The organism is Paenibacillus sp. J22R98, from assembly GCF_059383835.1.
The window spans coordinates 908,551-932,325 of record NZ_JBXENW010000002.1 but is presented as its reverse complement, the minus strand read 5'-3'; the positions used below and the strand labels follow the sequence as shown (position 1 = coordinate 932,325).

Here is a 23,775-nt window from a genome sequence, read left to right as displayed (position 1 = left end):
ACAATAAGTAGGGGAAAGTTTTTCCTGTTTCACATTTGAAGGAGTGATCGCTGTATGGACCGTGTCATATGGAAACGTATCTGGCGCACATTGCTGCTCATCGCCGGATTAGTAGCATTCGTACTTGCTGTCGTATATGTAACTCCGCTTGTTTATCCGTTTCTGCTCGGCTGGCTGCTTGCATACGCCATAAATCCAATTGTTAATCTATTGCAAAGGAGATTAAAGGTACCGCGCTGGATCGGCGTTACGTTCACGCTCTTGGTTTTCGTTGCCGCAATGGTGACTATCGTTTCCGCACTGGTGACACGAATAGTGGTGGAAATCATTCATTTGTCCAAATCGCTCAGCAGCTCTATTGACTGGTGGCGCGATCAGTTCGAAATCGTTGTCGCTTCGCCGGAGATTCAGAACCTGATCGAGAAGCTCAATGCCTTCTATCAGGATAACCCCAATTATCATGAGACGATCAATGCCAAAATCAACGACACCGCCAATTTATTGGCGCAAACAAGTACCAATATTATAACCTATTTCTTAAATGGGATCGTTAGCATCATTACTTCGTTGCCGAATGTAGCCACCATCATGGTCGTCGTACTGCTTGCAGCCTTTTTTATAAGCAAGGACTGGAGTCAGCATGTCAGACGCATGACCCTTTGGTTTCCAGCTGAACTTCGCAAGTCTACGTCCATGGTGTGGGTCGATTTACAAAAAGCCTTGTTCGGTTATGTACGTGCGCAGTTTATTATGATCTCCATTACCGCAATTGTCGTAACCGTCGGTCTGCTCATCATCGGAGTCGACTATGCGGTCACGATCGGGATGCTGATCGGGCTTGTCGACCTGCTCCCTTATCTCGGTGTCGGAGCCGCTATGGTGCCTTGGATCGCCTATACCTTTATTTATGGAGACGTATCGCTCGGAATCAGTTTATCGATTCTATACGGCGTCATCCTCGTTGCAAGGCAAATGATTGAGCCGAAGGTGCTTGCTACCAGCGTTGGTCTGGAACCATTGCCGACACTCATCGCGATGTTCGTTGGCCTTAAGCTGTTCGGTGTGCTCGGACTAATCATCGGACCGGTGTCACTCGTTATCTTAACGGCGATACATAGAGCGAATGTGTTTCGGGATTTGTATTGGTTTGTGGTACGTGGGCCAAAGCCGAAGTAGGGGGAGTATCCCCCTAGGCATCCCCCTAGAGGGGGGACCCCGAGGGCCCCGTCCCTCTGGACACCCGGAAGGTTGGCAAGGGAGCTGCCGAGCAGCTCCATAGATACTGCATGCCCAGTACTCGCTTTCGGCCCTTCGGGACACCTTTTGGTTTTGGCGCTCCAGATGGAAAAGAAGCTTGGCCTTTGGCCAAGCTTCTTCAAGTTGTCGATAAATCTTTATAATTAACATATCACTTCATTAAAATGGTACAAAGCTCATCTCGCTCGCCTCATCTTGCATGCCGCGAAAATCTAACGAACCGTAGGGGCGTTATTGGGCCGAATTTCGAGGCTTCGAGATTCTAACGAACCGTACAGGCCTTATTTGGGAATAATCGACTTCCAACTACTCTAAAACCGCCAAATAGAGCCCCTACGATTCGTTAGAAAACCGTCAGAGCGATGTCTCACTGATGCCAAAGAGCTCCACGGACATCGCTTTTGCCGGTTTCTCGGAAAAAAGATGCTGTTTCAAGAACTGATGACGGCTCACTGCCAGCACATAAAATAGATCGCCAACCACCTGTCCAAGCAGGCTGGTCAAGGTGATCTTTATGTGTTTCAATGCGAAGACGTTTGCATTTCTTTTAGGGCCTTCAACAACAGACAAAGCTCCAAAACAGGCTTACCCTACCTTACCTTCTGCGAATCGTTAGTGATCCGTTGCGGAGCTTCTTTTCCAGCCAGCGAAGCATGAGTAATCGATAGAAGGGGCGAGTGAATGGAAGCAGCAAAGTGACGCCGATGATGTCGGTGAAGAAGCCGGGCATCAGTAGGAGCAAGCCGCCTATGAGTACGCAGACGCCATTTAACATGGCGTGGCCAGGTGGTCTGCCGCTTTGGATTTGGGCTTGGACATCCATGAATGCTTTACGCCCTTCGCTTCTTGCGAGCTGCGCGCCGGCGAAGCCCGTTATAAGAATGAGTCCAAAGGTTGACCAGCCGCCGATAATGTGGCCCATTTTGATAATGCCCCACATCTCGATTGCGGGAACGATAATAATTGCCGCAATAATCCATTTCAGCATATTAACTGCCTCCCTCTTGCTTATTCGGCACATTTCCTTCTGATACAGCCTGCATCATGCTGTAAAGCTCAGGAAGCTGCTTGTCTAGTCGTGAAGGCCGCCAATCCCGGTTGACCCACACATGCCGGGTGCCGCCCCGTACAAGCAGCTTTCCGGGCGGTTCGGCACCTTGAAACCAACCTAGCGTTTGGTGGTCCATATCATCAGTCAGGCGAATCTCCGACCGAAACGATACCCGAATCGGCGAGAATTGTTCCAATCTCGTACAAATGATGACGTTATTATCATACCGAGCCGGTGATACATAGGCACAATCCAAATCAACGACAGGCAGCAGTAACCCCTGCTTCTCGACCGTTTCATAGGTCATCCCCAAAGCCCGAACGAGCTCCGTACGGCCAATTTCAAACCATGTCACATAGTTCCCATGAAACACTACGCCCATCTGATCCGTTTCCTGATAACGAACGCGAAGGGGATGCAAATGCCAGAGAACGGTCTCTTTGTCTGCTTCTGTCATGCTTTGATCAATCCTTTCCAACACTGTATAGCCAAAAAGCGACGGTGCTTGCGCACCATCGCTTCATTTTACAAAACATGCATTACATGACTTTAGCTTGACCGGAGTAGATAACGCCAACTTCAGCGTAAACCGTTACTTCCGAACCGTCTTGCAGAAGCTCAAGCGCGTTCTGAACGCCTAATACTACAGGGATACCAAGGTTAAGCGCAACAATCGCCGCGTGGCTAGTGATGCCGCCTTGTTCTGTAATGACTGCAGCTGCCTTCTGAATCGCAGGCATATATTCTCTGTCAGTCGAGACTGTCACTAGAATGGAGCCTTCGGTTGTCTTAGCAATCGCCTCTTGCGGAGTACGTGCTACAACCACTTTACCAGTAGCGCTTTGGCTGCCGATCCCTTGACCTTTAGCAATCATTTCACCGATTGTGTGGATCTTGATCAGGTTCGTCGAACCGGAGCGTCCAACCGGAACGCCAGCTGTAATGATAACCGTATCGCCAAGCTTCACGATACCGGAGTTGATTCCGCCTTGTACCGCGATATCGAACATTTCATCTGTTGTTTCAGCAGGTGTGCCAAGAACCGGGATAATGCCCCAGATGAGTGCCAGACGGCGCATTACTTGCTCTTGTGGCGTTACTGCCACGATTGGCGATTTCGGACGGTATTTGGAAACCATACGTGCCGTATAACCGCTCTCTGTGGAAGTAATGATCGCTTTTGCATCCAGATCAAGAGCCGAGTTGGCAACGGCTTGGCTGATTGCTTCCGTTACAGTTGTTTGTTGTGCTCTTGCTTGCTTCGTGAAGATTTCACGGTAATCAAGCGCCGACTCCGCACGCATTGCGATACGGGACATGGTTTGAACCGATTCTACCGGGTATTTACCAGCAGCTGTCTCACCGGAAAGCATGATTGCATCCGTACCGTCAAAAATCGCATTCGCTACGTCACTCGCTTCCGCACGAGTCGGACGCGGATTGCGCTGCATGGAATCCAGCATTTGTGTAGCTGTGATTACCGGTTTACCTGCACGGTTACACTTCTGAATCATTTGCTTCTGAACCAACGGTACTTCTTCAGCCGGAATTTCAACGCCAAGGTCGCCGCGGGCAACCATTAGGCCATCGGATACTTCAAGAATTTCATCGAGGTTGTCCACGCCTTGCTGGTTCTCGATTTTCGAAATAATTTGGATGTGGCTCGCACCATGCTTCTCAAGCAATTCGCGAATTTCAAGCACGTCAGTCGCCTTACGAACGAAAGAAGCGGCAATGAAATCAATGCCTTGCTCGATACCGAATACGATATCGTTAGCGTCTTTCTCCGTAATACCGGGCAAGGAAATATGTACGCCCGGAACGTTAACGCCTTTCTTGCTCTTAATCGGACCGCTGTTCACGATACGGCAAAGAATTTCAGTGCCTTGCACTTCTTCAACCGTAAGACCGATCAAACCGTCATCGATTAGAATGGTGGAACCCACTTCAACATCTGCAGGAAGGTTCGCGTAAGTTACAGGGATACGGTTCTTGTCACCAAGAATTTCTTCTGTAGTAAGGGTGATTGTTTCGCCTTGATTCAGTTCAATCGGCTCTTCTTTCAGTTTGCCCAGACGAATTTCCGGACCTTTCGTATCAAGCAGGATCGCAACGGTTTTGCCAAGCTCGGAACAAGCTTGACGGATGTTCTTGATTCGGTTGCCGTGCTCTTCGAAGTCGCCGTGCGAGAAGTTAAGACGCGCGACATTCATGCCGGCATTGATTAGTTTCTTAGTATTTTCCAGCGATTCGCTGGATGGGCCGATCGTACATACGATTTTCGTTTTACGCATAAGTAAATTCCATCCTCCGTCTGATACGTTCACATTTAAGTTACATTCTTTACACTTGCGCTGATTCGATCTCGTCCAAAATCAGCTCGGATTCCGGCTCAGGGGAGTGGAATCGACCGATCTTACGGAATTTATTGTAACGATCTAAGACAAGCTCCTCTGAGGAAAGCTTGGACAGCTCGCCAAGATGGCGCCAGATCGCTTCTTTAATGGTTTCGGACTGCACAGCCAGGTCGCGATGCGCCCCGCCTTGCGGCTCCTCAATAATTTCTTCCACGATGCCGAACTCAAGCAGATCGCCGGCTGTAATTCTCATAACCGCAGCCGCTTCATCTGCACGGGAAGCATCTTTCCATAGGATGGATGCCGCACCGTTCGGCGAAATAACCGAGTAAATCGCATTCTCCAGCATGAGCACGCGATTGCCGACACCAAGTGCCAAAGCACCGCCGCTGCCGCCTTCCCCGATGACCACGCAAATAATCGGCACACCGAACATGGCCATTTCGCGGAGATTACGAGCGATCGCCTCGGACTGGCCGCGCTCCTCCGCCGTATTCCCGGGATATGCGCCTTTCGTATCGATAAACGTTACAATAGGACGTCCGAATTTATTCGCCTGCTGCATGAGTCTCAATGCTTTACGGAATCCTTCCGGATGCGGACTGCCGAAGAAACGAGCAATGTTATCCTTCGTATCTTTCCCGCGCTGATGGCCGATTACCGTAACCGGCACGCCGTTCAGCTTAGCAAGTCCTCCCACAATAGCAAGATCATCTGCAAATAGACGATCACCGTGAAGCTCGATGAAATCGGTGAAAATCATCCCTATGTAATCCAGGGAGGTAGGGCGGCCATGATGACGCGCCAAGTGCATTTTCTGCGCCGGCGTCAATTCATTGTACAGCTCTTCCTGCAACTGTTTACAACGGTCCTCCAGTCGGCTGATTTCATCGCTGAAATCAATGCCGGACTCTTGGCCGAATTTCTTCAGCTCTTCGATCTTCTTCTGCAGCTCGTTAAGCGGCTTCTCAAACGGCAGCTCACCCGCCATTGATAATTTCCCCCTTTACCGAATGCATATCAAGCAATTTAGCTAGTGTTGCTTTCATTTCTTTGCGATGAACCACTTTATCAAGCTGGCCATGCTGTAAATTGAATTCCGCTGTCTGGAAATTGTCCGGCAGCTTCTGACGAATCGTCTGCTCGATAACCACCCGGCCGGCAAATCCGACGAGGGCACCCGGCTCGGCCAAATTAAAGTCGCCAAGCATCGCAAAGCTTGCGGAGACGCCGCCTGTTGTAGGATCTGTCATAACGGAAATATACAGACCGCCGTCGCCTTGGAACTTTGCAAGTGCCGCGCTTGTTTTGGCCATTTGCATCAAGCTGAGAATGCTTTCTTGCATCCGCGCGCCGCTGGAAGTAGAGAAAATGAGAAGCGGCAGCTTCTTCGCATGGGCTTGTTCGATAGCTCGCGTGATTTTCTCGCCGACAACCGAACCCATGCTTCCTGCAAAGAAATCAAAGCTCATGAAAGCGGCGACGACCGGCAATCCGCCGATCGTCCCCTCTCCTGTAACAACCGCATCTTTAAGACCGGAGCTCTTCTTCTGAGCTTCCAGCTTGTTTGCATAACCCGGGAAAGGAAGCGGATCAACCGACTCCAGATCCGCATCATACTCAACCAAACGCCCTTCATCGAGCGTAATGGCGATTCGTTCCCAAGCGTTCAGCCGGAAATGATGGCCGCAGCCCGGGCATACTTTTAAGTTTTTCTCGACTTCTTTGCTGAATTGAATATTGCCGCACTTCGGACATTTGGACATTAAGCCTTCCGGAATATCCGGCTTCGTTCTCGGCTGGCCCGAAGGAATTGTGGCATATTTCTTTTTATGAAATAAGTCCTTGAACACAAAAGACACCTCTTTGGGGGCGCAAAGTTTTAATATACTTCGTTGCGCTTGTGAGTACGCAGTAGTTTGGAATGTACCTCTGTAAACGCAACAGTTCTGAATTTACACGCTGCGCGTTAGGTACGCAATAGTTTTTTTTACATCGCCCGCGCGCGGGTACATCGTAATTGGAATTAACGTTGCGAGTTGAGAATGTTATTTAACACTTCCTGCACTTCTTCCAGTTCGCCAGATGGGACCAATATTTCGTACTGTTGCTTGGAAACATTAATCGGTCTGATCTTTACGAGAAACCCTTCTTGGGTCAGCCGGTTTTTAATGCTCTCCGCAATTTTTGCCGTCGGCGCGATGTAGATAACCGTCCACATGAAGGAACCTCCTGAGCATTGATAAAAGATCATCTGCGCGTACTTGTAAACGCATTGGCCGCAATATAAACACACGTTATCTGGGCATATGATGTCATAATGATACCATATGTTTAGTTTTCACCGCAACGCCACAAGGCTGGAAGCGAATTTGAACCCCAAGTGCTGCTCCTTACGTCTAAGGACGATCCTCGATTTCATAGCGGTTGGCCTTTGGATCCTGATGTGCAATGCGCGCGGATGCCGCAGCAGCCAGCCCGGCTACCAGATCATCCAGAAAAACATGCACATGCTGGCCTTTCTCGTTCAATTTGCGAATGATGCCCGGCTTTACTTTGTCCAAATAGCCAAAGCTAGTGAGGCCGATCATGCCGTATACATTGGTGATGCCAAGAGCCAGCGTTTCATCCACTCCATAGAGGGATTCATCTGCCTCCATAATCGCCTGAAGCGGCTCAGGCAGCAGCTTGCGCTCCGCTAACTCATCGAGGGCAATGCCTGTAAACAGCACATATTGCACCTCGCGTTTATTAAGAACCGTATGCACACTCTCTTCGCATTCTTGGTAAGTGAGATCCGGATTATAAGGACGCTGCAGCGAAAATACGATATCCGCAACATCACCGACTGATACACCACGCCTGTTTAGCCATTTTTCCATGTCGGACGACACTGTTCATTCCCCCCGCATCTGCTTGTACGAATCGGGCGGAGCGCCAGCGGCCAACAACCATCGTCAGCTGACAAACGTCAGTCCGCACAAGCGGCGAAATGCAGAGCCAAATTAATAGCGCTCTGTGTCTCCTAAATGTATGCGGGCATGTTACAACTTGTGCCTGGCTTTACAAAAACGATTAATCGTGCTGGTTAGAGCGAGTTCAGCAACAATCGACTCTATTCTGACACTCGCTTGGGTTATCTTTTATTATTTCACGACCGCCGAGCCTTTACCAAAAATCGACTCGATCTGCTGCAGCAGCTGCGGCGAGGGTTTAATTCGAAATGCGTCATTCAGAGCGACAGTGCGGCCTTCTCGCTCATAGAACAGCACCGTCTCATAGGTGCCGGCGCTGCCTCCGAGCAGTGCCTTCAGCTTCTCAAGCGCCGCAGAATCTTCGCGTCCCGCAGCGATCTTGATATAGAGCCGCTGCGGACGTTTTGCCGGCGCCGATGACTTAGCCGAGACGGCTTGCGCTGCGGAAGAGCCATTAGCCGGAGCGTGATCCGCCGCTGCATGGTTCTTCGCGGAAACCGCCGGTTTCTCGGCTCCCGGCGCCGCTGCACTTGCCGATGCTGCCACAGCGGGCTTCGCCTGCGCCTGTGGCGCCGCGGCACTTGAGCCCGCCGTCTTCACAGGCTGCGACGACGCCGGCTGCGATCCAGCCTGCGCGCTGCCACCGCCTGCGCCGCCTTTGCTGCGATCCGCCGCTCCCGCCGAAGCGCCGCCGGCAGTCCGCGCGGCCTTGCTGCGCGCTTGCCGCAGCAGGCGCTGCACCTGCGAGGCGGCATCCTGACCCGGCCCGCCGCCATCTCCGAGCAAAGCAACATCCTCGATCAGCAGCTTATAATCCTCGTCCTGATGCTGCACATTCGCGAGGACGAGAACCAAGCTGCCGGGATCGAGCAGCCCCGAGTGCCGCTGCCAAATCGTCGGAAAAGCAACGGCTTCCACGCGCATAATGCGGTCCTCAATTTCCAGAAAGGCCATCGCTTGTCCTTTGCGCGTCGTAAACGGCTTCAACGACACCACCATGGCGGCTATGACAGCGAAAGAGCCTTCCGGCGCTTCGGATAAATCAACAAGGCGATCGAGCGGCAATTCCTCAAGCAATGTCTTATGGTCGTCAAGGGGATGACCGGACAAATACATGCCGAGCAGCTCCCGCTCCAAGGCAAGCAGCTGTCCCGTCGTAAACGGACGAACCTCCGGCATCTCGATATCCCAGTTCTGCACTTCGTCGAAGCCGAACAGTTCGATTTGCAATTCTTCACGTTCCTTACGCCATTTGAGCGCGGCATCGACCGTTTCGTCCAGCACCGCTATCAGCTGTGCGCGGTGACCGGCCAATGAATCGCAAGCCCCTGCTTGAATCAACGACTCCAGCACCCGTTTGTTCACGACGCGCAGGTCGACTCTTCGGCACAGATCAAGCAAGCTTTCAAACGGACGCTCCGCACGCTCCTTCAGCAGCGAATCTATCGCCTGCGTGCCGACATTCTTGATCGATGCCAAGCCGAAACGTACCGCCCCGTTAACCGGCGTGAACGTCACGCTGCTCTCGTTCACATCAGGCGGCAGCACGGCAATGCCCATGCGGCGGCATTCATCCACATATTCAGCCGTCTTGCGCTGGCTTCCCGTCACAGAGGCCAGCATCGAAGCCATGAACGGAACGGGATGATTCGCCTTCAGCCATGCCGTTTGGAACGCCAATACGCCATAGGCGGCGGCATGCGCGCGCGGGAAACCATAGTCGGCGAAACGGACAATCATATCGTAGACCGCATTGGCGTCCGACTTCTCATAGCCCTGCGTTAAGCTGCCCTCCACGAAGTGTGCACGCTGTTCGTCCAGCACTTCGCGTTTCTTCTTGGATACGGCGCGGCGCAGCAGATCCGCTTCGCCCAGCGAGAAACCTGCCATGGAGGAGGCAATTTGCATGATTTGCTCTTGATAAACGATGATGCCATACGTATCAGCTAGAATCGGCTCCAGCGAAGGATGCGGATATTCCACCTCCACATGTCCATGCTTGCCTTGTATGAATTTAGGTATAAACTCCATCGGACCCGGACGGTAAAGCGCCAGTACGGAGACGATGTCTTCGAATTGAGTCGGCTTCAGCTCTTTGAGCACGCGGCGAACACCGGCTGACTCCAATTGGAAAATGCCCGTCGTTTCACCGCGCGTCAACATCGCGTAAGTCGCAGGGTCTTGATCCGAAATAAATCGAAAATCGACGGTTATCCCTTGCTGTTCCTTGACCCAGTTAAGCGTCCGCTCAAGAATAGACAGCGTACGCAGTCCGAGAAAGTCCATTTTAAGCAAACCGACCGATTCCAGATGTTCCATCGAATACTGGGTCAGCGCCGTACGCTCGCTGCCAGCTTGCAGTGGGACATAATGCGTCAACGGCTCGCCGGAAATGACAACCCCTGCAGCGTGGGTCGAAGCATGGCGCGGCATGCCTTCCACCTTCAAGGCCATCCGCAGCAGATCGCCTGTCTTCGGCTGGCGTTCCGTCGCCTCGCGAAGCTCCGCACTCATGCGCAGCGCTTCCTCCAGCGAGATGCCAAGCTGGTTGGGGATGAGCTTCGCTGCCCGATCCACCTCGGCGAAAGGAACAGCCATCGCGCGGCCGACGTCACGTACTGCGGCTTTTGCCGCCATCGTACCGAACGTAATGATTTGGGCCACATGCTCTTCGCCGTATTTGGCAGAAACATAACTGATAACCTCATCGCGGCGCTCGTCGTTAAAGTCGATATCGATATCGGGCATGGAGATCCGTTCCGGGTTAAGGAACCGCTCGAACAATAGCTTGTATCTGATCGGATCTACGTCGGTAATATTCAGCGTATACGCGACCAAGCTGCCCGCAGAGGAACCCCGTCCCGGGCCCGTACGAATGCCCTGTTCATGGGCAAAACGGATGAAATCCCAAACGATGAGGAAATAGTCGCTGAAGCCCATTTTGTCAATGACGCCGAGCTCATACTCCAGTCTGGTCACCGCTTGTACCTTCGCATTGGAGTCCTCGGCCCAATCCGAATTCCCGGCATATCGTGCTTCGAGTCCTTCGTGGCATAAGGCTGCCAAGTAAGCCGAAGACGTCATTCCGGTCGGAATCGGACTGAACGATGGAAGCAGCGCTCGGCCGAATGTAAGCTCCAAGTTGCATTTCTCCGCAATTTCAACCGTGCGCGCAACCGCATCCGGCGCTTGCCGGAACAGCACCGTCATTTCATCGGCGCTCTTCAAATACATCTGGTCCGTCAGCATTTGCAGCCGATCATCATCTTCGATTGTTTTGCCCGTGCCAATACAGATCAGCACATCCTGCACCGCCGCATCCGCCGATTTCAAGTAATGGACGTCGTTCGTAGCAACGGTCTTAATGCCTGTTTCCTTGGCAAGTGCAAGCGTCGCCTGCAGCACTTTCTTCTGCTCCAGCATGCCGTGATCTTGCAGCTCCAAGTAAAAGTCGTCGCCGAAAATATCACGGTACCGATTCGCCGATCGCAGCGCATGCTCGGTTCGGTCATGCAATAAATGCTGGGCGATCTCGCTCCCCAAACAGGAGCTAAGACAAATAAGACCCTCCGCATGCTGCGAGAGTGATTCAAAGTCGATACGCGGCTTGTAATGGAAGCCCTCCAAATGCCCGATTGAGCTCAGCTTCATCAAATTACGGTAGCCGGTCTCATTCTTGGCGAGCAGGATGAGATGATAAATCGGATTATCTTTGCGGGCGCCTTTCTCGAAACGCGAGCCCGTCGTTAAATAAACCTCGCAGCCGATAATAGGTTTGATTCCTTGTGCCCTGCAGGCTTTATAGAACGGAACGGCGCCATACATGACGCCGTGGTCCGTAAGTGCCAGCGCCTTCATGCCAAGCGCGGAAGCTTGATCCACAAGATCTCGGATTCTTGCAGCCCCATCGAGCAGGCTGAATTCGCTATGAACGTGTAAATGTACAAAGTCTTGTCCGCCGCTCATCGCTATTCCTTCTTTCTTTCTATCGAAGCATCATTTTATACTAGTTTATCATATTGAAGCCCTCCTCGCCCATAGAATGGACTAGGGGACGAGCATGACGTCCTCTCATTCCACAGGAAGGGTGAACGTATAAATGGACTCCTTCTTATCCAAAGCGACGATCGATTTCTTCATTGCCTTCGGCGTTGTATTCGGCGGCTCCATGCTGGCGGGCATCGGATCTGTCTTCGTATTGGCTGCCCCGGCAGCCGTAATGCTGGAAACCGCGACAAGGCTGAAAATATGGGCGCTCGTAGCGGCCGTCGGCGGAACGATCGACCCGATGCGCGTCATTGAGAGCAACATGATCGAAGGACATCTCTCGCCGGTTGTGCTGCAAATCGCGTATATCCTGTGTGCTTTTCTCGGTGCGCATATGGGAACTGAGCTTGTCCGGTGGTTATGCAGAGGGGCGGTCTGACCGATGAGGGTACCGCCTTTTGAACGGTTTACGAGGTTCATGCAAGCGGCTGCTTATGTCGTGCTGGGGTCGATATTAGGCGCGATGTTGTATCACGCCGTCTTCTTTATGAACTTCAATGCGCTTCGCGACAGCAACACGGCGCTTGAGGATAAGCTGATCGAATACGAGGATCGAATCGAGAAACTAAATAAATTCAAGGACCAGCATACCGTTATTCAGAGCATTCAGCCGATTATGCTGGATAATAAAGGGAGTGACGGGGCTGCCATCACGAATGAACAAGTCAAGCTGGCACTCAAATCAAAGCTTAAGACCGACTTGTCCGTCTTCGTAGGTACCAGTATTTACAAAATCAATTCCAACGCCGAGCTTTCCTGGGACCTGCTGGACCGCAAAATTTATACCGTGGAAGGGAAAGAGTTTATCGTGCAAATTCGGACGATGCTTGTCGTAGACAACGTGCTTCAAGTGTGGTTCAAAGCTGCGCTCAATCAACGACAGATTAATTGATTCTGCATCGGTGCCGGCCGTTTCACTTGCAGCTGTAATTCATGGTACAATAAGGCACATATTGAAAGCTGCACAGCTTAAAGGAGATGCTTGTTTCACTATGGTCAACGCATTACATTGGGCGATCGTCATTATTATTTGCGGCACATCGCTGCTCTCGGTTTATTTCAGCTTCCAGGCACGCCGCTCTGCGGACACCCGTGTACGTGGTCTAAACGCAGCGCGGATGAACATGAGCATGGGCATCATGCTAATCTTCATCGCTTTGTTTATGATGCTAGCTTACAGCGGCTCCACGATAAAAGTTATTATCGGCGCTCTGTTTATCGTGCTGGGACTGTTCAACCTGTTCGCAGGACTGCGCAATGGCAGCGTATACCGCTCGATGAAGGGTTAATACGGATCAATCAGCTGCGCTGTCAGCAGCGCTTTGGCAGCAAGGCCGCCGGGGTCTTTCAACTCGATTTCGAGCTTGGCGCTCTTGCGGCTCATCTCCAGCAAACTCGGCATGATGACCACTTCGCTCTCCAGTTGGACAGGTCTTACGAAGTATGTCGTCATGCTTTCAATGACATAATCCCGCTTCCCCAACTCCCGAATTAATCCCCGTGCCGCCTGATTCATGAGCGTAACCAATACGCCTTCCGAGATTGTACCGAACGTGCCCGACATTTGCGGCGTAATTCGTCCCTCGTACAGCCATTCTCCACTATGCTCGCTCTCTTTCTTCTCAAAACCCGCTCCGATCAACTCATCGAAGGTTTCGCCTGATTCCTTCTGTTTCCCGGCATACCGCATCGCTTCCAGCACTTCACTTCGGCTAAGCGCCGCCAGCAATTTACGATTCTTATCGACGATCGGCAGCAGGTCGATCCCTTCGGCTGCCATCGTATGCGCCGCAGAAGCAATCGGAATGTTCGGCGCAGCCGTAATCGGGCTTCGCGTCATCAACCGTTCAACCAGTTGAGTTTCCTGTGCTCCTTCAGCATCCTTAGCCGTCATGATACCGACAACTCTGCCTCGATCGTCCAGCACCGGGAAACGCGTCCCGCCGACACGGCTCGCAAGCGAAACGTAATCCGCCTTCGTCTCCCCGAGTCTCATCGTTTCAACCGGACGGCTGTAAGTAACGATATCCTCGACAAGCATGATTTTCTGACGGATCAAGCGGTCAAACATGGCGCGGTTAATCATCGAAGCGACGGTAAACGTATCATACTTGGATGAGATTATCGGCAAGCCTTTCTCATCTGCAAGCCGCTTCATATCCTCGCTGGTGCCGAATCCCCCTGTAATTAACACGCCTGCTCCCTGCTCAAGCGCGCAGCCGTGCGCACCTTGCCTGTTACCGACAATCAACAGACTGCCTGCATCGATGTAACGGACCATCGCATCAAGCTCCATCGCGCCAATGACGAATTTATGCAGTGTTTTCACAAGTCCTGCCGCTCCGCCGATCAGCTCACCTTGCACGATATCAAGCACTTCTCCGAACGTTAAACGGTCTAGCGATTCCCGGTTCTTCCGCTGTATGCGGACCGTGCCGATCCGCTCTTTGGTGCTGACGAGCCCGGTCGATTCCGCTTCTTTAATCGCTTTATAGGCAGTGCCTTCACTGACTTCCAGCTCTTCGGCCATCGTGCGTACAGAAAGTTTCGTACCAATTTCGAGCTGCTGGATATACTGCATGAGTCGCTCATGTTTTGTCTGCGATTCAAGTCCTTTTTCTCCTGTTATCACAGTGGCCCCCCTTACTTATTTCAACCAATTGGTCGGCTTGTTCTAGTTCTATATTAGCAGATGCTCTTCCTGCTGGCATATCTGCTGAGAGGTCAAGTATCTCGGAAAAAGGGCCTTTCCCCCATGTTTTTCATGATGTCCGCTAATCACCAAGGGGTAGATGTCCTCATATGATGAAAGTAATTCGTGTGAAAATCCCATAGACCGCAAGCTGCACGTCGTCATCCTCCAGCTTGGAAGGAGATCCGTCGATGCTGAAATCGAAAGTCGCCGTTCAGGTGATCAGCCCAGGCATCTTGCCGGATGATGCCATTATGCTCGGTGATGCTTATTTGAGACAGTGGAAAATACCGCAAGGGCAGCCCATTATGCTGAAATTCGGTGCATTCCGCCACTATGTAAAAGTCGTCCCGGTCGAGCGGTTTGACGGTATGCGTATTGGGCAAAGCTTAGCCCGCAAAATGGGGCTGATCTCAAGCACCACACTGCGAATCCGTTACCGGCAGGATAATGCCACACTCGCGATAGGTCCGCTGATCGGCGTACTTATCAGCCGAGATGATCCTGAAGCCAGGGATCGGCCGTTTGGTACCATCACTATGTTCTGCAAGGAACTCGTAGACGCCTGTGAAGCACAAGGCGCTCATGTTTATTTCTTCACACCGGATCATATTTCAGACAATTTCAACACACTCGAGGCTTGGGTCTATTCCGATGGCTGGCGGAAAGTACCTGTTCCTGCACCGGATGTGGTCAACAATCGTCTGACCTCTCGCAAGCTTGAAAACCGACCAAATGTACAGCTCTTCATCAAAGAAACCAAACATCGTCATAACAGTGTCGTGTTCAATGAGAAGTTTCTCGATAAAGCCGAAGTGTTTGATGCTCTTGTGAAGGATCCTTCGCTCGTTCGTTATCTGCCCGAATCCCATGTGCTTCGCAGCTTTCAGGTGTTGAAGTCGATGTGCTTAAAGCATAATACCGTCTTCTTGAAGCCGGTACGCGGCAGCTTGGGCAAAGGCATCATTCGCATTTCCAGATTAGATACCGACTCCTATTCCGCTCAGTATGCTACGACTACAGGCACACGCAGGCAGCATTTCGGCGGGATCGATAAGCTCTATGCTTCCCTCTCAGGCAAAATGAAGACGGTGCGCTATCAAATCCAGCAAGGGCTGCATCTCATCGACATCATGGGTAGACCTGTCGATTTCCGAGCGCTCGTGCAGAAGAACGAAACCGGTAAATGGGCGCTTACTTCCATAGTGGCACGAACGGCAGGCACCCATCATTTCGTGTCGAACTTGGCACGAGGCGGTACGCTCAGCACGGTGAGAGAAGCGGTCAACAAATCCAATTTGTCCAGCGCAAACGGTCAGGATGCACCAGGGAAGCTGCAGCGGGCGGCGCTTGAAATCGCCAAAGGGATTGACACACACATTCCCGCCCACTTCGGCGAGCTGGGTATCGACTTGGCGCTTGATGCCAGCGGCCGAGTATGGCTGCTCGAAGTGAACTCCAAGCCATCCAAGAACGACAATACACCGCTTCAGGATAATAAAATCCGTCCTTCCGTTCGAAATATGGTGCGCTATGCAAGACATTTGGCCGAATTTTAACGAAAAGGAGGAAGCGGTGATGGCTGAGCATCCGTACAGCAGCGTCCTCGGCATTATGATTAGCGAACTTCGTGTCCCCTCCTCAAGTCCCGGCGCAGATGATCCCCCTCCGGTGATGCCTGAGGATCTATTTTGCCGTCGTTTATCTCGGATTGGGCAGTCACTTGGCCTATTCGTCTATTTATTCTGCGCTTCCCAAGTCACGGGAGGCTCATCTCGATTGATCAAGGGCTTCGTGCTGAAACACGGCCAATGGCAGCAAGGAAGCTTCCCGCTTCCCAATGTTCTCTATGACCGTTCGCTTCCAAAGACAAATGCCCAATATAGAGCTGCAAGCCATGCACTTGCGGAACTGAAACGCCTGAAGCCGTATATACTGCTGAATGGCGCACTTCCCGGCAAACTAGACGTTTATCGGGAGCTCGAACGGGATTCGCAGCTGTCGCCGTGGCTGCCTTCAACCTACAAGTATGAAGGAGCTTCCGTACTCACGCAGCTGATGAAGCAATATCCCGAAGGCTTATTTCTCAAACCAACTGCAGGCAGCCATGGCAAAGGTGCCATTCGCCTGCTACGGAGCGAGGACGGCTGGCATATTGACGGCCGCGATCGAAAGAATCGCCCCCTCACGATCCTACGCGACAATTGGCAGGATGTATGCCGTTGGATCAATGGCTTCGTTGCATCCACGACGTATATCGTTCAGCCTTACTTGCCCCTCACCGGTAAAGATGGCCGATCGTATGATGTCCGCGTATTGATCCAGAAGGACGAAACAGGCAAATGGTCGTTCACAGGGGCAGCTGTCCGGACCGGGCAGCAAGGGAGCGTTACCGCCAACTTACATGGCGGCGGCTCAGCCCAAAGCGCGCTGGAAGCATTGACGGAACAGTTCGACAGCGAAACCGCTGGACGGCTGCTCGGACGAATTCGCTGGATCAGCGAACGGGCGGCGGCGGCGCTGGAGAATCATTTTGGCAGGCTCGCCGAACTTGGCATTGACTACGGCATCGAGCAAGGCGGCCGGATATGGCTGCTCGAAGCGAATGCCAAACCCGGACGGAAGGCGCTGGAAGGCGACGAGAGCGCTGCGAGGCTGGCCGTTGAACGACCAATCCGTTATGCCATGAAGCTCGCCGCGCACAGGCAGCCGGTTTATCAGTTTGGACGAAATCAAAGGAGATACATCCAGGAGGTTCATCCATGAGTTTGACATCTTGTCATGTACACTTCTCACCATCAAGCGATCGAATCGTTTACCTGTCGGGCTCACTCCTTAAATCGCTGAAGCTCGCCGGCAAAAAAACCATTCAACTAAAGCTTGGTCATGAAAGCATAACTGCTGCCGTAAAGCCGATCGATCGGCAAGGCCATCACCTCTACCTCTCCGCAGGCGTTCGCCAATCCATCCGGGTTCCGAAGGCAGGCAGCATTTCTTATATCCAAGGCAGCGAAAATGAGGTTCAAATCGGACCCCTCATCGGCGTGCTGACCGATGGCAGCCGATCTGCCGATTCCCCTTTCGGCGCACGTTCGGGTTATATCCGGCAGCTGCTTCGTACAGGGGAACGCAAAGCCTACTTCTTCGCCTTCACTCCGCGTGATGTGAACTGGAATCAAGGGACGATCAATGGGTATTTCCTGAACAGTACGGGAAGCTGGTACCGCAAAGTCGTTCCGCTCCCGGATGTCGTTTATAACCGCCTCCCAAGCCGCATCGCCGAGACGACGGCTACGATCATGTCGCTGCGGGAGAAGTTTATCCGTAAAGGGGTTCCGTTCTTCAACTGGAGCTTCTTCAATAAATCCGATGTCTATAAGCTGCTCGATAAGGATGTCGAGGCGCTGGAGCATTTGCCGGAATCGGTGAATAACCCGCGTGCCGATAAAATTAAAGAAATGCTTGAGAAACATCAATTTATCTATTACAAACCTTCTGCCGGAAGTCTCGGTATCGGGATCTATCGGCTGACGTATCACCCCAAACGCGGTTATTTTGCCAGATACCGCAGAGGAGATACGAATGTGCTGCTGCGTTTCACGAGCTTCAGCAGTCTGATGAGGATGCTGGAAACCAGACATGGCAGCGGACTTGGTCGTTATGTCAGTCAGCAAGGCGTGCGATTGATCGAAATTGACGGATGTCCGATCGACTTCCGTTTCCATATGCATAAGAATGGCAGCAACAAGTGGGTTCCTGTGGGCATCGGCGCGAAGAAAGCCGGACGCGGCAGCGTTACCACGCATATCAAGAACGGCGGCTCGCTGCTTACGCCGGAGCAGGCGCTTAGCCGGGCGTTCGGAGATCGCTCCGATGAAATCTTGACGAAAGCCAAGGATGTCTCGGTTAAACTGTCGGAAGCGATTGAACGCAATTTCCCTCATACGCTGGGTGAACTCGGACTTGATATCGGCATCGACAAGGATGGCGAGGTTTGGATGTTCGAAGCCAATGCCAAGCCGGGCCGGTCGATCTTCAGCCATCCTGCGCTGCGTGCGCAAGGACGTGATTCCGTTACTCATATTCTGGATCATTGCATGTATTTAAGCAGGTTCACGGGGCAAGGAGGCGAAGCTTAATGGCACTCGTTATTCACGAGGATACGGCGGTGGATGAAGCCGCCTCCATTCAGCGTAAGCAGCCGGTACTCGCTATCTTGACGATTGAGGATGAGATCCAGCTATTTCGAGGCAATCGGGGAAACTTCGCAGATATCATTGCTATGGGCACCGAGTTCGGGTTTCTGGTTTATGTGCTAACCGTCAAGCAGCTGAAGCTTCAGCGCAAGCTGCTTGACGGCTTTACCTTCAATACGGCTACGGAGAGCTGGGAGATGCAGAAATTCCCGCTGCCTGACCTTATCTACAATCGCATTCCGCTTCGCGAGGATGAGCTGCAGCCGGAAGTGAAACGAAAAATTGCGGCATGCGTCAAACATCCCCGCATACAGCTCTTCAATCCTGCTTTCTTCAACAAGTGGAGCCTGTTCAAATGGCTGAAGCAGTCGCGCACGACTCAGCCGTTCATTCCGGCGACACGCCGTCTGCTAACGATCAGCGGACTCGGCAAGATGATGCTGAAGCATAAATATTTGTATCTCAAGCCTGTCAGCGGCAAAGCCGGTAAAGGGATCATGACCATCCAGCTGCAGCAGGAAAAACCGCTTCCCTATCGATTGAAGATCCAAGGGGATCGCGGAAGCACGACCTACAATTGCGGCACGATCGGGAAGCTGTGGACGCGCATTATCAAAGAAAGCAGCGGCGAACGTTATATTGCCCAGCAGGGCATTCAGCTCGCTGCCTTCAATGAGCGCTCCTTCGATCTTCGTGCACTCGTGCAGAAGAACCGGCGCGGACAATGGGACATCTCCGGCATTGGCGCACGTGTCGCCGGAACGTACAGCATTACGACACATGTGCCGCGCGGCGGCAGCATCGAAGACCCCGAGAAGCTGCTTGTCAGCGTATTTGGTCAAGATGAGGCACGTAAACTGCTAGTAAAGGCCCGCAACGCTGCGTTAATTATTGCTCGTCAAATCGAGCGCGGATCCGGCCGCCGCTTGGCGGAAATGTCGATGGATCTTGGCGTGGACCAGTTTGGAGGTATTTGGTTCTTCGAGGCCAACGCGAAGCCGATGAAATTCGACGAGCCGGATATTCGCAAACGTTCGCTTGAGCGTATCTTTCACTACAGCCAATATTTGCTCAAGCTGAAGGGTCTATAGCGAGGAGTGATTTGCCGTGCAGGTAAAGCTGCTAACACCGTCCCAATGGGCATCTGCGAAGGAGAAGGTAACCCGCTTCTTATACCGGTATGGCGACGATCGCATCACGAATGCAGCCTTGGTTGAGCTGCGGGAACTCCCCGCGGCGCAGCTGGCCTGCAGCCGTTCCGGTGAAGCTTCTGCCGCTATTGCGCTGGCGATTTCAAGCAGCGGCAAGCTGGCTGCATGTGCATTTGCCGCTGAAGGCGGCGAACGCGCATGCTTCGTCGTCGTTTCCCCGGAGTTCCGCGGCCAAGGCGCCGGAAGCGCGCTGCTAAAGGCGCTCAGTCAGCGCATGGGCTCGCTTACCTGCTCCGTAGCCTCGGATAATCCCTCCAGCATGGCGATGTGTTTCCGTGCCGGCATGAGGGCTGTTAGCTTGCATACCGGTCCAACCGGCAAGCCGACACTGCGTTTTGAGAGCTAAGTTAAGACTGAGCGGTGCCTCATCGCAAAACTTTACGTTTACGCTTCCGATTCCGATGTTAGTTTGTGCACTATCGATTTCCATCGGTTCTTCACCGCAAAATCTTTGAGGAGGAGTCCTTATGGTTCAGCCGGTTCTCGGCATCCTAACGCTCTATCTGAACGACAATGGATTGCTCGAGGAGAAACCGATCTATCAACGCATGACGTTGGCCGGCAAGAAGCTCGGTCTTGAAGTATTTGTGTTCACACCGGCGGACGTCAACTATTCAGATAATCGGATTCATGCCCATATCTATGACACTTCATCGCAAAGCTGGACGCGCAAATGGCGGTCTTTTCCCCATATGATCTATGATCGCTGCCGCATTCAGCGCAGCCATCGGTTCGTTCAGCTCAGTCATTTTCGCAAAAAATACGGCCACTTGACCTTCTTAAACCGAGTGCTTCGCAACAAGTGGACAGTGTACCGGACGATGCGCAAAGAAAATGAGTTCGTCCCCCATCTTCCTATGACAAGGCTATACGAGAATCCCAGCGATCTAACGGAAATGGTCCGTAAATATCCGCTCATTTATTTGAAGCCGATCAACGGTACCGGAGGCAGAGGCATTCTGCGCATTGAGAAGCAGCAGGGCGGCGATTATTTAATCCAGGGCAGAGATCAAGATCGGCGCATCGTTCGTCCACAGCGCGCTTCCCTCTCTGGCATTCACGGCCGACTGGCCTCGTGGGATTTGAAAGGGAACCATTATCTCGTGCAGCAAGGTATCCAGCTGAAACTGCCGAACGGCCGCGTGCATGATTATCGGATGCTCGTGCAGAAGAACGGCAACGGGGAATGGGAAGTGACCGGCTGCGCCGGACGAATCGGCGCTTCTGGCAGCATTACCTCCAACCTGCACGGCGGCGGTCAAGCCATCAAGATGCAATCGCTGCTTAGCGACTGGATTCGAAACGAGGATACGGCTACGGATATTCGTCAGAAAGCCGAGGATTTCGGCGTAAAAGTAGCTGCTTATCTCGAGGAGTCTTATGGGCGCTTATGTGAGCTCGCGCTTGATCTGGCTATCGACCGGAGAGGACAGATCTGGCTGCTCGAGGTGAACCCGAAGCCGGCCCGCGAAGTATTCGTGCAAGCCGGAGAGCGCGAGACCTACAAGCAAGCGATCATTCGGCCGCTGGAGTATGCCGTCTGGCTCTATGATCAGAAGAAGCGGCGCAAAGAGAAGCTTGATAAACAAGATAAACAGGATAAACAGGAGAAGCATGTGCCTTCACTGGATTAAGTCCTACAAGGCCGCATCATTCTATTGCTAAGAGAGGTACTGGGTACCTCTCTTAGGACTACATACGGCTATTTCAATCAAGGAGAGGTACGAGGTACCTCTCTTCGCGCATCATCCTCGCTTTTCCGCCTACGTGCGACCTCTCTTCGCTCTCCGTTCACACTTCTCACCAATGAGCAGTACCCAATACCTCTCTTCGCGCTCCATCCTCGCTTTCCCACAAAAGAGCAGTACCCACTACCTCTCTTCGCGCTCCATCAACGCTGCGCTCGCATCCCCCTCCTCACTACCGCTCACCTCACTCACTAACCAAACAAAGAAGGCCGCCTCAAAAGTCGCCATGCACACTTTTGAGACAGCCTATACATTCTACACTTGCGTCAACGCGAGCAGCTCGCGGAAGTCGGAGATAAGGGCATCCGCTCCTTGCAGCTCTTCCTTCCGACCGTACACGGCATAAGCGCAGCCAACGACGCCAAGCCCATTGCTCTTGCCAGCTTCTACATCGGAAGAACGGTCCCCCACCATCCAGGCGGACTTCACACCATGGTCTTCCATGAGCCGCGCTACAAGATGGATTTTCGACGCAGTCCCATACTCCCCTGCACTATACAAACCATCGAACAATGGAGCGATTCCCTTGTAACGGGCAACCTCTTTCACATACCGCTCCAAACCGTTGCTGGCAACAAACAACCTGAATCCTTGCTCCTTAAGCGACTGCAGCGTCTCGGCTACATGCGGATATAGCTCGCCCTCGCCAGCTTCCAAGCCTTCGAGCTCATATTGGAGCAGCAGCTCGTCAGCCCGTCTCTGAGCCGCCTCTGTACCGTCCGGCATCACCTTGCGCCAGATGTCCTCCAGCAGCATCCCAAGACAGCTCAGCAGCTTCTCTACCGGCGGAGTGGGCTTCATATACAAACCCTCTGCCCGCAGCGTTTCGAAGATACGCTCATGCACGTGGATGAGCAGCGTATCCGTTTCAAACAATGTACCATCCATATCAAATATAATGGCCTCAGGCCGTGGCAATGTAACGTTGCTCTGCAAGAAGAAATCCCCTTTTCGCATTATTGCCCTTTATCATACTGGAAAAGAAGACCGCCGCGCAACCTGCATTTACCATTTGCCGGGATCAATATCTTTCGGTCCTAGCCCATCCCATACATTCGAAATGTTCGCCTGCTCCGGATGCTCGAACACCAGGAAGGCTGTTGGCAAATATCTGCCTTCGCTGCTCTTAGTCGACGGTTTGTTGATGACTTGACCATCATTGACCAGAACAGTGGACGATCCGCCATCTAAATTGGCTGCGATGACTGCCCCGCGCTCCAGCATAATCTGCTGCACATCGTACAGATTCGCACCAATGCTATGTCCGGGCTGTCTGCCGTCGATAACGACGAAGAGAATGGCACCATCCTCTCGCTGTCCCATCGCCGTCCTGGGAGCGATTCCCCAGCCATCTGCCGCATTCTTTATAAGTCCCTTGCCGTTCACGATAATGCGAGGCTGGAACGTCACCGCTTCCTGCACCCCCATCTGCTCCAGCTCTGAGAGTGTATAGCGGCCCGCTACCATTTTGCCGTCGCGATCCAGTCCTACGACTTGCGTTGATTTCGATTTGCCCAAATCATCATAGAACAGCTTCCCGCCAGACATGACGATGCCAATCGGCTGAAACCCATTCCCTTGCCAATTCGGATCGGCAAACCCGCCGCCATTGACTCCCGCTATTGCTCCGGTCCGCTCTACCATGCTCCGCACGCGCTCACCGCGGCCTTGTTTCGCCGGAACGCCGATACGGATTTTCGTCGGATCATTAACCGTCATGACATACCCGCTGTAGCCTGTTCCGGAAATCTCCTCGATTTCGACGAGCGGCTTCTCCTCCGGCTCTGTGATGGCAGGTACGGCTGCATTAACCGGCTGCGGCTGCAGCTGCGGATGTATTTCATGTGTATCTCGTTCTTCTCCCATCGCATTAAAGCGCTGCTGGTATTGCTGTACTCGCACATCGAGCTCATGCTGTCCGATGATGTACTTCGCCCAATGCCTATGCTGTGTTGTAATGAGCGTATCCGCCATCAGATAGCGAAAGTTGCTGCCGGACGGTGTCAACAGCAGCCATCCGATTCCCGTAATGCCAAGCATCAGCAAGACGATCCCGCTGATGGTCATGATGCGAACCATTCGTTTCCATCGTCTTCTGAATCCATTGGTGATCGTCGCTTGGTGCTGTAGTGGAGTGTCGGTACGTTTCATAGATGCCTCTCTCGGTGTCGGTACATTCGATTGTATGTCCATCCTCCGCCTCGCTTTTCCCAGACTTCAAACACATTGTAACTAGTAAAC

The 23,775-nt window shown here is 52.5% G+C and carries 21 protein-coding genes; 10 read left to right on the top strand and 11 right to left on the bottom strand.

The genetic code is table 11. The features are described 5' to 3' along the window. Positions 1-54: 54 nt before the first annotated feature. A complete protein-coding gene (gene ytvI / locus AC50Y3_RS09620; RefSeq protein ID WP_494818531.1) occupies positions 55-1,176 on the top strand; it encodes a sporulation integral membrane protein YtvI in 1,122 nt (373 codons plus the stop codon). Positions 1,177-1,852: 676 nt separating this feature from the next. On the opposite strand, the gene AC50Y3_RS09615 is transcribed toward ytvI, so the two are convergent. The 8 genes from AC50Y3_RS09615 to AC50Y3_RS09580 all read right to left on the bottom strand — a co-directional run bounded on the left by AC50Y3_RS09615 (position 1,853) and on the right by AC50Y3_RS09580 (position 11,606). Continuing rightward, positions 1,853-2,245, bottom strand: coding sequence for an FxsA family protein (locus AC50Y3_RS09615; RefSeq protein ID WP_494818530.1), 393 nt, complete (start codon positions 2,243-2,245; stop codon positions 1,853-1,855). Position 2,246: 1 nt separating this feature from the next. Then, entirely contained in the window at positions 2,247-2,765 is a 519-nt protein-coding gene (locus AC50Y3_RS09610; protein WP_494818529.1) for an acyl-CoA thioesterase, read from the bottom strand. An 82-nt stretch (positions 2,766-2,847) separates the two neighbouring features. Next, positions 2,848-4,602, bottom strand: a complete 1,755-nt coding sequence (pyk, locus tag AC50Y3_RS09605; RefSeq protein ID WP_091220766.1) for a pyruvate kinase — start codon at positions 4,600-4,602, stop codon at positions 2,848-2,850. A 49-nt stretch (positions 4,603-4,651) separates the two neighbouring features. Next, positions 4,652-5,656: an acetyl-CoA carboxylase carboxyltransferase subunit alpha gene (locus AC50Y3_RS09600; protein WP_494818528.1), complete on the bottom strand. Its 1,005-nt coding sequence runs from the start codon at positions 5,654-5,656 to the stop codon at positions 4,652-4,654. After that, positions 5,646-6,518 (bottom strand): acetyl-CoA carboxylase, carboxyltransferase subunit beta, encoded by an 873-nt coding sequence (gene accD, locus AC50Y3_RS09595; RefSeq protein WP_494818527.1) that lies wholly within the window; start codon positions 6,516-6,518, stop codon positions 5,646-5,648. Before accD ends, AC50Y3_RS09600 begins: the two co-directional genes overlap by 11 nt. Before the next feature lie 173 nt (positions 6,519-6,691). Next, complete coding sequence (locus AC50Y3_RS09590; RefSeq protein WP_090981787.1) at positions 6,692-6,886, bottom strand: glutamate decarboxylase; 195 nt, start codon at positions 6,884-6,886, stop codon at positions 6,692-6,694. Positions 6,887-7,064: 178 nt separating this feature from the next. Then, positions 7,065-7,559 carry a phosphatidylglycerophosphatase A family protein gene (locus AC50Y3_RS09585; RefSeq protein WP_494818526.1) on the bottom strand — a complete coding sequence of 165 codons (495 nt, stop codon included), beginning with the start codon at positions 7,557-7,559 and terminating at the stop codon, positions 7,065-7,067. A gap of 252 nt (positions 7,560-7,811) precedes the next feature. Further along, positions 7,812-11,606 carry a DNA polymerase III subunit alpha gene (locus tag AC50Y3_RS09580; RefSeq protein ID WP_494818525.1) on the bottom strand — a complete coding sequence of 1,265 codons (3,795 nt, stop codon included), beginning with the start codon at positions 11,604-11,606 and terminating at the stop codon, positions 7,812-7,814. Positions 11,607-11,739: 133 nt separating this feature from the next. Here AC50Y3_RS09580 and AC50Y3_RS09575 point away from each other — a divergent pair, with 133 nt between their 5' ends. The 3 genes from AC50Y3_RS09575 to AC50Y3_RS09565 all read left to right on the top strand — a co-directional run bounded on the left by AC50Y3_RS09575 (position 11,740) and on the right by AC50Y3_RS09565 (position 12,976). Beyond that, a complete protein-coding gene (locus AC50Y3_RS09575; protein ID WP_494818524.1) occupies positions 11,740-12,066 on the top strand; it encodes a YtrH family sporulation protein in 327 nt (108 codons plus the stop codon). 3 nt (positions 12,067-12,069) lie between these two features. Continuing rightward, positions 12,070-12,579, top strand: coding sequence for a sporulation membrane protein YtrI (locus AC50Y3_RS09570; RefSeq protein WP_494818523.1), 510 nt, complete (start codon positions 12,070-12,072; stop codon positions 12,577-12,579). Positions 12,580-12,679: 100 nt separating this feature from the next. Next, entirely contained in the window at positions 12,680-12,976 is a 297-nt protein-coding gene (locus tag AC50Y3_RS09565) for a YtpI family protein (RefSeq protein WP_494818522.1), read from the top strand. Here the strand turns inward: AC50Y3_RS09565 and AC50Y3_RS09560 are convergent. Further along, positions 12,973-14,316 carry a DRTGG domain-containing protein gene (locus tag AC50Y3_RS09560; protein ID WP_494818621.1) on the bottom strand — a complete coding sequence of 448 codons (1,344 nt, stop codon included), beginning with the start codon at positions 14,314-14,316 and terminating at the stop codon, positions 12,973-12,975. The two genes, AC50Y3_RS09565 and AC50Y3_RS09560, sit on opposite strands and share 4 nt — an antisense overlap. Positions 14,317-14,570: 254 nt before the next feature. Here AC50Y3_RS09560 and AC50Y3_RS09555 point away from each other — a divergent pair, with 254 nt between their 5' ends. From AC50Y3_RS09555 to AC50Y3_RS09530, 6 genes are all read left to right on the top strand, one after another. After that, a complete protein-coding gene (locus AC50Y3_RS09555) occupies positions 14,571-15,938 on the top strand; it encodes a YheC/YheD family endospore coat-associated protein (RefSeq protein ID WP_494818521.1) in 1,368 nt (455 codons plus the stop codon). Positions 15,939-15,957: 19 nt separating this feature from the next. Beyond that, positions 15,958-17,145 carry a YheC/YheD family endospore coat-associated protein gene (locus tag AC50Y3_RS09550; RefSeq protein ID WP_494818520.1) on the top strand — a complete coding sequence of 396 codons (1,188 nt, stop codon included), beginning with the start codon at positions 15,958-15,960 and terminating at the stop codon, positions 17,143-17,145. Next, positions 17,142-18,518, top strand: coding sequence for a YheC/YheD family endospore coat-associated protein (locus AC50Y3_RS09545; protein ID WP_494818519.1), 1,377 nt, complete (start codon positions 17,142-17,144; stop codon positions 18,516-18,518). The genes AC50Y3_RS09550 and AC50Y3_RS09545 overlap by 4 nt, the downstream gene beginning before the upstream one ends. Continuing rightward, positions 18,518-19,666 carry a YheC/YheD family endospore coat-associated protein gene (locus tag AC50Y3_RS09540; RefSeq protein WP_494818518.1) on the top strand — a complete coding sequence of 383 codons (1,149 nt, stop codon included), beginning with the start codon at positions 18,518-18,520 and terminating at the stop codon, positions 19,664-19,666. The genes AC50Y3_RS09545 and AC50Y3_RS09540 overlap by 1 nt, the downstream gene beginning before the upstream one ends. A gap of 16 nt (positions 19,667-19,682) precedes the next feature. Next, entirely contained in the window at positions 19,683-20,132 is a 450-nt protein-coding gene (locus tag AC50Y3_RS09535) for a GNAT family N-acetyltransferase (RefSeq protein ID WP_494818517.1), read from the top strand. A 121-nt stretch (positions 20,133-20,253) separates the two neighbouring features. Then, on the top strand, positions 20,254-21,420 hold the full coding sequence (locus AC50Y3_RS09530) for a YheC/YheD family endospore coat-associated protein (RefSeq protein WP_494818516.1): 1,167 nt from the start codon (positions 20,254-20,256) through the stop codon (positions 21,418-21,420). Between the two features lie 369 nt (positions 21,421-21,789). Here the strand turns inward: AC50Y3_RS09530 and AC50Y3_RS09525 are convergent, their stop codons facing one another. Together AC50Y3_RS09525 and AC50Y3_RS09520 are read right to left on the bottom strand one after the other, a co-directional pair. Then, positions 21,790-22,491 (bottom strand): HAD family hydrolase, encoded by a 702-nt coding sequence (locus AC50Y3_RS09525; RefSeq protein WP_494818515.1) that lies wholly within the window; start codon positions 22,489-22,491, stop codon positions 21,790-21,792. Between the two features lie 48 nt (positions 22,492-22,539). After that, the gene (locus AC50Y3_RS09520; protein WP_494818514.1) at positions 22,540-23,685 is read right to left on the bottom strand and encodes a phosphodiester glycosidase family protein; all 1,146 of its coding nucleotides are present in this window, start codon (positions 23,683-23,685) and stop codon (positions 22,540-22,542) included. Positions 23,686-23,775 lie beyond the last annotated feature (90 nt).